The sequence below is a fragment of the Veillonella sp. R32 genome, assembly GCF_010093125.1.
Classification (GTDB): domain Bacteria; phylum Bacillota; class Negativicutes; order Veillonellales; family Veillonellaceae; genus Veillonella_A.
On sequence record NZ_NMZQ01000011.1, the window covers coordinates 150780 to 160143 of the forward strand.

Below are 9364 nucleotides of genomic sequence, written 5' to 3' on the forward strand. Positions count from 1 at the left end.
ATATTGTTTGCTTACTAAACGGCGAACTAGCTAAGCCATAACAACCGTTAGTAACCCAAACTCACAACAAAATGGTTACTTTCCTAGGTTATGTTCGCCTATGCCTTGCCTTCACGGGAATCACTATTATGTACGGTATCCGGTGTTACGTCCGTAGCCGGAGTGCTATCCGCCACAACTGGCGTAGTTTCTTTGCTAGCCTCGTTTACGGGAGTCACCTCTTTACTATCTGAAACAGGTTCACTCGATGTAATGCCTTCTGCCGAGTTAGCCTGAGTCGCTGATGACTTAGCTTTCTTCTCAGCATCTGCTTTTTCCTTTGCTTCCTTTGCTTCCTTTGCTTCTTCTGCTTCTATACGGGCCCGATTCTTAGCAAACTGAGCTCGTGATTTTTCTGCTTCTTTATCAGCTTCTTCAATAGCGCGACGCCCTACTTTATCATATAAAGCATCAGGTGCGGCCACATTGCCACCGCCAATCACAACACCTACACGAGCACGGTAATCGTTCTTACCACCATTGCCAAAACGAAGCCGTACGTCACCACCGGTTTGCACACGGCTACGATCTACATCAAAGCTTTTCATACGCTCTGCAATTTGTTCCTTCGTCAAGGCTGGCGTTTCACCATTAGCCGCCGCACTTTCATCCCGCTTACCTTCTTTAATTTCTTGGTCGCGATTATATTGCATTAAATCTTCACGGAATTCGCTATACAAACGAATAGCTATATTTTTATCCGTATCATTCATCTGTTCCCGTTTTTCTACAATATCTGCAATTAAGGGGGTTAATTCATAACGAGTATATACTTGACCATTCAAATTTAACCCTTTCGTATCTGTAATGGCCCCATGTTTTACCAAAGTCTGTAGTCCCTGATAAGCCCAATCGGTAGGTTTTACATCGGCTAACCGATTGTCAGCTTGACTTACACCTAAGGTGCAGGCCGTACACACAGTCGCTACTAGTACTACTTTTTTCCAATTCATGGTTATTCTCCTTATTGACTTAATTCATCCATATTATAACATGTTTTTAAATTTCTGCGTAATCTCCCTATGTGCACTATACCGAATCGACCTAAACATTTCATGAAAAAACGCCTAGAAGCTATGCTAAATTGCCATAGCTTCTAGGCGTATACTGCCTTATCCTTCTCTATGAACTGGCCAACACAAATTTCTTTAGATTACTTTAGACTTCCTTTAAGCTTGGCTAACAGCGTTTTTCATAGACTTTACATACTCTGCTAAAGGTGTTTCAGCCTTATCACCATAAGCTTCGATGATTTTTACAATGGCTGACCCTACGATGGCTCCATCTGAAACGGCCGCCATAGCCTTCGCTTGCTCTGGTTCGGCAATGCCAAAACCTATGGCCACCGGAATATCAGTATATTTTTTAATCGTTCCTACTAAGCTCTCAATGTCAGTAGTAATATTCTTACGCACACCCGTAACACCTAACGAGGATACACAATAAATAAAGCCTTTAGCCTCTTTAGCAATGCGTCCAATTCGCTGTTCCGACGTAGGCGCAATGAGAGAAATAACAGTCACTCCATATGTGGCCGCTACCGTTTCCAATTCCTCCTTTTCTTCATAAGGTAAGTCTGGCACAATAATGCCACGAATTTGAAGGGCTTTACAACGTTTGAAAAAACGGTCGGTGCCATACACATATACAGGATTTAAATAGGTCATAAACACGAGCGGGATCGTAACAGTTTCACGAACCTGAGCTACCATATCAAAAATAGCATCCGTTAACGCTCCCTTAGCTAACGCCCGTTCTGAAGCCCGTTGTATTACCTCTCCTTCAGCTACAGGGTCTGAAAAAGGAATACCAATTTCAATTAAATCAGCACCAGCCTGCGCCATCGTTTGAATATAACGAGCCGTAGCCTCAAGATTAGGATCGCCCGCTGTTAAAAAGCCAATAAATGCCTTGCCCTTAGCGAAGGCTGCTTGAATATCAAAATTATCAGTATATGCTAGTTTACTCATGAATTTCACGCCCCCTATATTTAGCCATAGCGGCTACGTCTTTGTCGCCACGGCCTGACAAACAAATGATAATTGATTCATCCCGCCCCATGGTAGGCGCTACTTTCATAGCCTGTGCTACAGCATGTGCACTTTCAATAGCAGGAATAATGCCTTCTGTACGAGATAAATATTCAAAGGCCGTTACCGCTTCTTCATCCGTAATCGGTACATAAGTAGCTCGACCCGTGTCATGTAAATAGGAATGTTCTGGCCCAATGCCGGGATAATCAAGACCGGCTGAAATAGAGTAAACCGGTGCGATTTGACCATATTCATTTTGCACAAAATAAGAACGCATACCATGGAATATACCAGGCGTACCTTTCGCTAACGTTGCTGCATGCTCTTTCGTTTCAATGCCAAGACCAGCCGCTTCACAGCCTACCAATTGTACCCCTTCATCAGGAATAAAATGATGGAACATACCAATAGCATTGCTACCGCCACCTACACAGGCCATGACCATACTAGGAAGTTTGCCTTCCGCTTTTAAAATCTGTGCCCGCGTCTCTTTACTAATAATGCTTTGAAAGTCCCGCACAATCATAGGAAATGGGTGAGGCCCCACAGCCGAACCCATAGCATAGTAGGTGTCATCCACCCGACGAGTCCATTCACGCAAAGTTTCACTCACTGCATCTTTTAACGTCATCGTGCCGGAAGTAACAGGATGCACCTTAGCTCCTAAAAGTTCCATACGATACACATTAAGAGCTTGCCGTTCCGTATCTTCTTTGCCCATGAAAATTTCGCATTCCATCCCTAAAAGCGCCGCTGCCGTAGCGGCTGCTACGCCATGTTGACCAGCCCCCGTTTCAGCAATAATACGCTTTTTGCCCATGCGCTGAGCTAATAATACTTGGCCTAACACATTATTAATCTTGTGAGAGCCTGTATGGTTTAAATCTTCACGCTTCAAGTAAATCTTAGCGCCGCCTAAGTCTTCACTCATATGCTTCGCATAGTATAAAAGGGAGGGCCGCCCTGTATAATGCACTTGCAAATCTTCTAATTCTGCAATAAAGGCAGGGTCCTTCTTATATTGTTCATACGCGGCTTCCACTTCAAGCACCGCATTCATTAAAATTTCGGGAATATATTGACCACCATGATTACCATAGCGTCCTTTACGTTTCGTTGTCATATACATACCTCTTTCGTTATATTGGCTATAATCTGTAAAAATTGCTGAATCTTCATAGCATCTTTTTGGCCCTCTGTCTCAACACCACTACTTACATCAACACCATAAGGTCTTACTTGACGAATAGCACGAGCAATATTCTGAGGCCCTAAGCCACCAGCTAAAAAGAAAGGCCTCTTACATGCTTGTAATAAAGTCCAATCAAACACGTCGCCCGTACCACCACTATATCCTTTTTTATGAGTATCAAAGAGCAATACATCAGCCTGTGATTTTTCACTCTCCTTAATATCCTCAGCTGATTGTACGGACACAGCACGCCAAATGGGGGTTGCCAGTCGCTCTTTTAAAGCGACCACCTTAGCTTCCGCCCCTTCACCACACACTTGCACCACATCTAAAGGCACCGACTTAACGAGATTCACTATCCTGTCTACTGTCTCATCAACAAAAACGCCTACCTTTTGAATAGTAGGTTCTAACTGAGCCACTAAGGACTGCGCTTGCTCCGCCGTAACTTGGCGCGAACTAGGAGCAAATACAAAGCCTACATATTGTGGTTTCACCGGTAACGCATTGATAGCCTTCACATCGTCTAAGCGTTTCAAGCCACAAATCTTAGTCTGCACAATTGGTGTCGCCCCATATAATTCGGCTAACGCCTTCACCTTATGAGGGGCCCGCATGAAATGTTCCCCAATGAGAGCCGCTTGAATATGATGATCTCGTAAGTGCTGAATATCCGCTGCTGTTTCTAAGCCACTTTCTGAAACGAAAACTACCTCAGGTGGCACTAATGGCCTAAGCGACAAACTATGCTCAATATTAACTGTAAAATCTCGTAAATCGCGATTATTAACGCCAATAATTCGAGCGCCCACAGCCAAAGCGCGCTCTATCTCCTGAGCGCTATGAGTTTCCACCAAACAAGATAAGCCCAAACTAGTCGCTAGCTCATGAAAAGTCTGTAATTCTTCATCATTTAAAATGGCACAAATCAGCAGTATAGCGTTAGCCCCATGCACTTTAGCACCATATATTTGATATTCATCAAGGAAAAAATCCTTTTGTAATAAAGGAAGATTTACTTCTTCACGAATACGCATCAAATACGATACATGGCCCTTAAAGAAATCGGGTTCGGTAAGTACGGAAATCGCCGCGGCCCCAGCTTGTTCGTAATCCTTAGCAATCCTTACAAAAGGAAACTCGGCCGCAATAATGCCCTTTGAAGGAGATGCCTTCTTAACTTCACAGATAAAATTCATATCACTAGCACGCAAGGCCCTTTCAAAGGGATAGGCAAAGGGCCCTTCTTTTAACTCCGTGTCAGCTAAGGACGTAGCTAATACCTTTAATTCGTGTAAGGGTGTCTCCTTTTTTTCCTTAGCAATTCGCTTACGCGTAGCCTGTACAATATCATCAAGAATCATAGTCTACCTCATTGTCTTACTACTTCATTCGTAGTTTTTACTAACGCTTCTAACACGGCTAAGGCTTTACCTTCATCAATAAGGCGCGCCGCTTTCGCAAGGCCGGCCTCAATCGAAGTATTCGGTTCAGCTAAATGGAAACTGACGCCTGCATTCAATAAGACGGCATTCCGTCGTGGTCCCTTTTCCCCTTCTAAAATAGCTCGGGTAATAGCGGCATTAACAGCTCCATCGCCGCCCACTAACTCTTCAGACTTTGCATAGGGAAGGCCATACTCAGCAGGATCTAATATATACGACGTAAGTTGCCCCTCATTAATTTCACATACGTACGTTTTATCACAAGCCGTAATTTCATCCAGCCCATCAAAACCATGAACTACAGCACCTCGAGTAACGCCTAAATTAGCCAACACTTGCGCTAAGGGCTCCACTAACTGACGATCATATACGCCCATAAGCTGTTTAGTCGCCCCAGCCGGATTAGTTAATGGCCCCAATACATTAAATACCGTACGAATGCCTAAGGCCTTACGAACTGGTGCTGCATATTTCATAGAGCTGTGATATAAAGGGGCAAACATGAAACACATCCCCACTTCAGCTAATACCTTTTGATTCGCTTCACCAGGAATACCTAATTGAACGCCTAACGCTTCTAAACAATCAGCGGCACCACACTTACTAGATACACTGCGATTTCCATGTTTCGCTACCGGAACGCCTCCAGCGGCAATCACAAAACCGGCGGTGGTTGAAATATTAAAGGTATTCGCCTTATCTCCACCAGTGCCAACAATTTCAAACACGTCCTGCTCATGAGCTACCGGTACTGCTTTCTCACGCATACCTTGAGCAAATCCGGTAATTTCTTCAATGCTCTCTCCTTTTAAACGTAAAGCCCCTAATAAAGCCCCCATTTGTGCTTCATTGGCCTCGCCATTCATTATGTCTCGCATAGCCCCCAACGCCATGTCATAGGTCAAATTTCGACCTTCTACTACTGTTTCTATTGCTTCTTGTATCATATGATCACTCTTCTTTCTCAAATCTTTAAAAAGTTAGTCAGCAACTGTGTCCCTTGAGGTGTCAAAATAGATTCAGGGTGAAACTGTAAGCCATACAAAGCATATTGACGATGTTCCAAGGCCATAATCTCACCATCCGCCGTTTCAGCCGTCACTACTAACTCATCAGGCAAGGACTCGCGCATCACGGCTAAGGAATGATAACGAGCCGCTGTAAATACATTAGGTACGTCTACAAATAACTTTGATGCCACCAATTGTGTAACCTCACTAGACTTACCATGTAGTACCTCTTTCGCATAGCCTATAGTTCCACCATACGCTTCAGCGATGGCTTGATGGCCTAAGCACACACCTAGTAAAGGAATCTTCCCCGCCACCTTAGGAATTAAGGCTTCATAAATACCAGCCTCCTTAGGACGACCAGGGCCAGGCGATAATACGATATGACTAGGCTTTAAGGCTAGTACCTCTGCTACGGTGAGCTCATCACTGCGCACAACTTTAATCTGTGGCGTTAAGGCACCTAACAATTGGTACAAATTAAAGGAAAAACTGTCATAATTATCAATCAACAATATCATAGCCAGTCACCATACTTCCCTTCTGAATCGCTTCTACCATAGATTGTGCTTTATTACGCGTTTCTTCATACTCACTCTTAGGATTACTATCCCGTACAATCCCTGCACCGGCCCGCACAAGCACTTGACCTTCTTTAGCAACGGCCATGCGAATACCGATACAAGTATCCATATTGCCAGTAAAGTCTAAATACCCAATGGCACCGGCGTAAATACCACGCGGTGACCTTTCAAGGTCTTGTAAAATCTGAACCGCTCGAATCTTAGGGGCCCCAGATAAAGTACCCGCTGGTAACGTAGCACTTAGCGCATCCAACGCATCTTTATCAGTTTGAAGGGTTCCGGTTACAGCAGAGCAAATATGCATCACATGCGAAAAGCGTTGTATTTCGCGAAGAGACGTAACCGCTACACTACCAAATTGACACACCCTACCTAAATCATTACGTCCTAAATCAACCAACATATTATGTTCCGCCAACTCTTTTTCATCACCTAGCAACTGCTGTTCATAAGCTTTATCTTCAGCCTCATTCTTGCCTCGTGGCATAGTGCCCGCTATAGGGAATGTATCTACCCGCCCTTGATGTACTTTCACCAGTGTTTCTGGCGATGCGCCAGTCAATTCTAACTGAGGACTACTAAAATAAAACATATAAGGAGATGGATTGGTCGTTCGCAACACACGGTACGCATTTAACAAACTACCAGAGAATTTAGCGCGTTGGCCATTTGACAACACCCCTTGAAAAATATCACCTTCCATAATATAGCCTTTTACCTGCTCCACAGCTTTGACAAATTCCGCTTCTGAAAACTCCCCTTCAAAGTCACTGAGTAATTGCCCGGCTGGTATATCTGCTTCCTCACCCGTTCCTACTAAGTTAGCTAAACTATCTAATGCTAACTGCCCTTTATAATAATTGGTTTCTAATTCATCGGTCCGAATGTTAACGATTAGGAAAATCTTATTTTTATAATGATCAAAGGCAATCACTTTATCAAAGAGCATTAAATCTACATCATTAAAACTAGGTACCGCCTGTCCTAAGCTGGCTTTTTTCAACCGTTCCCGTTGCTGCTGAAAACCACGTTGTAAGGTCGGTTCTGCATAGCCCATGTATTCATAACCAAAGTAACCTACTAAACCGCCTGTAAAGGTAGGTAATCCTTCAAAACGAGGACTTTTATATTCAGCCAACAGCTTACGAATCACATCATTTGGCTCTGTTGTCGTAAACTGTTGCGTAATAGCCCCCTTAATCGTTACTACCGCGTCCTTACAAGTAATTTCTAACAAGGGATCAAAGCCTAAAAAGGAATAGCGACCCCAGTTTTCTTTATTATCCGCACTTTCTAATAAAAAGGCCGTTTTACTAACTTTTTTTAAAGCCTTTAATACACTAATAGGTGTACGCACATCCGCAAAAATTTCTTTATAAATCGGTACTACAGGATATTTCCCTTTATAATTCTGTAGTTCCGCCAATGACATGTGACTCATATAACTCGCTCCTTTTAGATATAAAAAAACGTCCTTGGCAATATATGCCAAGGACGGGTCGTATAAACTCGCGGTACCACCTTGTTTGGATACTATAACTAAAAGCTACCATAACTGATATCCCTAGTTACTTCAATCCCTCTCATTCGCAGGATACTAACATACCCCTCATTGTTAACGCCAATGTCGCGTCGCTACATACTAAATCAGCTAACTTCATACGCATACCCTATGTACTCGTATTGACATAAACTCAAAGCTATATCGGCCTATAAGCTATACCAACTACATACATAATGCGTCGTATACTAATCGTTCCTAGCGCCCTCAACGGTCCATTTAATAAGCTGCGTTCTGTGAAATCTCAGCCACCTTCACTCTCTGTAAGTGCACGTCCTATTTTTATCTCCGTCTCTACGGTTTAAGAGCACCTTATTCAATTATCTAGGCTCGCAAATGTCTCTCACTCTTTTTACTCGCCAAGCAATTCCCTGTTTTCTCAAACAATTTCCTTAGTACTATATCCCCACAATATAGTAAAGATAACAACAAAGCAATTCTTTTTGTTCACTTCAAGTAATACTCTGTCCACTAAGGTTGTATATTATAATAAACACATTTTCTTCTGCTGTCAAGTAAAATTTACAAATTTTTCTTATTACTTACCATAAAATACCGATTATAAACTACCAATAAATCCCCCTCCTAAAGTACTAATGCGTGCTAAACAAAATCTAGCAATAAGCGCCAATTATAAACTAGCAATAAGTTTCAATCATGAACTATCAATAAATACTAATCAGGAACTAGTAATTATAATCTAATGAATATAAGTAGGTAAATCGCTGTACTAACTAGCCCTTAAGGCGTTTATCATGATAAAATACAAATATACATACTATACAAACAAGTCAAAGTACTATGGTGTATTATTACTTCCTAAGGAGGTTTCTTTATGGCGAATACAAACACTACCATTGATGCAGTAACTAACCCTACAAACAATACAGCCCCTATTGATATGGCCAAAACTATCAAAAATCTAGAGCGCAATAACTTTGTAGTCCACTATTTTGAAACTGGTGAAGACGCAATAGCCTATTTAAAATCACGCATTCAAAATAAGCGCGTTGCTTTAGGCGACTCACGCACATTACAAACGTTAAAGGTATACGAGGCTTTAGAAGGGCAAAATATAGAGATAACCGATATTCATCGCCCTTTAGACAGTGAGAATTTTCGTCAAACTGCTCTCCGTACTATGCAACGAGATGTCTTCCTCACCTCCGTTAATGCCCTAGCGCAAACTGGTGAAATGGTCAATATTGATGGCACCGGTAACCGTGTAGCCTGTTCCCTCTTTGGCTCTGAAGAAGTATTTTTTGTACTCGGCACCAATAAAATCACCCCAGACCTAAGCGCGGCCATTTATCGAGCCCGCAATGTAGCAGCGCCTCAAAATGTAGTAAAAAATAAAAAGTCCTCTAAAAATCCCTGTGCTATCCGCCAAGACAAATGTTACGACTGCGGTTCACCAGATCGTATTTGCAATGCCCTAACTATTTACTACAAAAAAATGCGCAACATGGATATTATGGAAATTAGGGTTATAGGACAAAA

8 protein-coding genes are annotated in these 9364 nt (G+C 42.5%); 1 reads left to right on the forward strand and 7 read right to left on the reverse strand.

The window, feature by feature from the left end:
* Positions 1–98 precede the first annotated feature (98 nt).
* From VER_RS03550 to VER_RS03580, 7 genes are all read right to left on the reverse strand, one after another.
* Positions 99–992 carry a hypothetical protein gene (locus tag VER_RS03550; protein ID WP_162099499.1) on the reverse strand — a complete coding sequence of 298 codons (894 nt, stop codon included), beginning with the start codon at positions 990–992 and terminating at the stop codon, positions 99–101.
* Positions 993–1208: 216 nt separating this feature from the next.
* Positions 1209–2009 carry a tryptophan synthase subunit alpha gene (gene trpA / locus VER_RS03555; protein WP_162099500.1) on the reverse strand — a complete coding sequence of 267 codons (801 nt, stop codon included), beginning with the start codon at positions 2007–2009 and terminating at the stop codon, positions 1209–1211.
* The gene (trpB, locus tag VER_RS03560; RefSeq protein ID WP_162099501.1) at positions 2002–3195 is read right to left on the reverse strand and encodes a tryptophan synthase subunit beta; all 1194 of its coding nucleotides are present in this window, start codon (positions 3193–3195) and stop codon (positions 2002–2004) included. The genes trpA and trpB overlap by 8 nt, the downstream gene beginning before the upstream one ends.
* Complete coding sequence (gene trpCF, locus VER_RS03565) at positions 3192–4628, reverse strand: bifunctional indole-3-glycerol-phosphate synthase TrpC/phosphoribosylanthranilate isomerase TrpF (RefSeq protein ID WP_162099502.1); 1437 nt, start codon at positions 4626–4628, stop codon at positions 3192–3194. Before trpCF ends, trpB begins: the two co-directional genes overlap by 4 nt.
* A gap of 8 nt (positions 4629–4636) precedes the next feature.
* Positions 4637–5656, reverse strand: coding sequence for an anthranilate phosphoribosyltransferase (trpD, locus tag VER_RS03570; RefSeq protein WP_162099503.1), 1020 nt, complete (start codon positions 5654–5656; stop codon positions 4637–4639).
* A gap of 17 nt (positions 5657–5673) precedes the next feature.
* Positions 5674–6240 (reverse strand): aminodeoxychorismate/anthranilate synthase component II, encoded by a 567-nt coding sequence (locus tag VER_RS03575; protein ID WP_162099504.1) that lies wholly within the window; start codon positions 6238–6240, stop codon positions 5674–5676.
* The gene (locus VER_RS03580; protein WP_162099505.1) at positions 6224–7744 is read right to left on the reverse strand and encodes an anthranilate synthase component I family protein; all 1521 of its coding nucleotides are present in this window, start codon (positions 7742–7744) and stop codon (positions 6224–6226) included. Before VER_RS03580 ends, VER_RS03575 begins: the two co-directional genes overlap by 17 nt.
* 955 nt (positions 7745–8699) lie before the next feature.
* On the opposite strand from VER_RS03580, the gene VER_RS03585 reads away from it, so the two are divergent.
* Positions 8700–9364, forward strand: a 665-nt coding sequence (locus VER_RS03585; protein ID WP_162099506.1) for a lactate utilization protein, incomplete at its 3' end; no start/stop codon positions are given.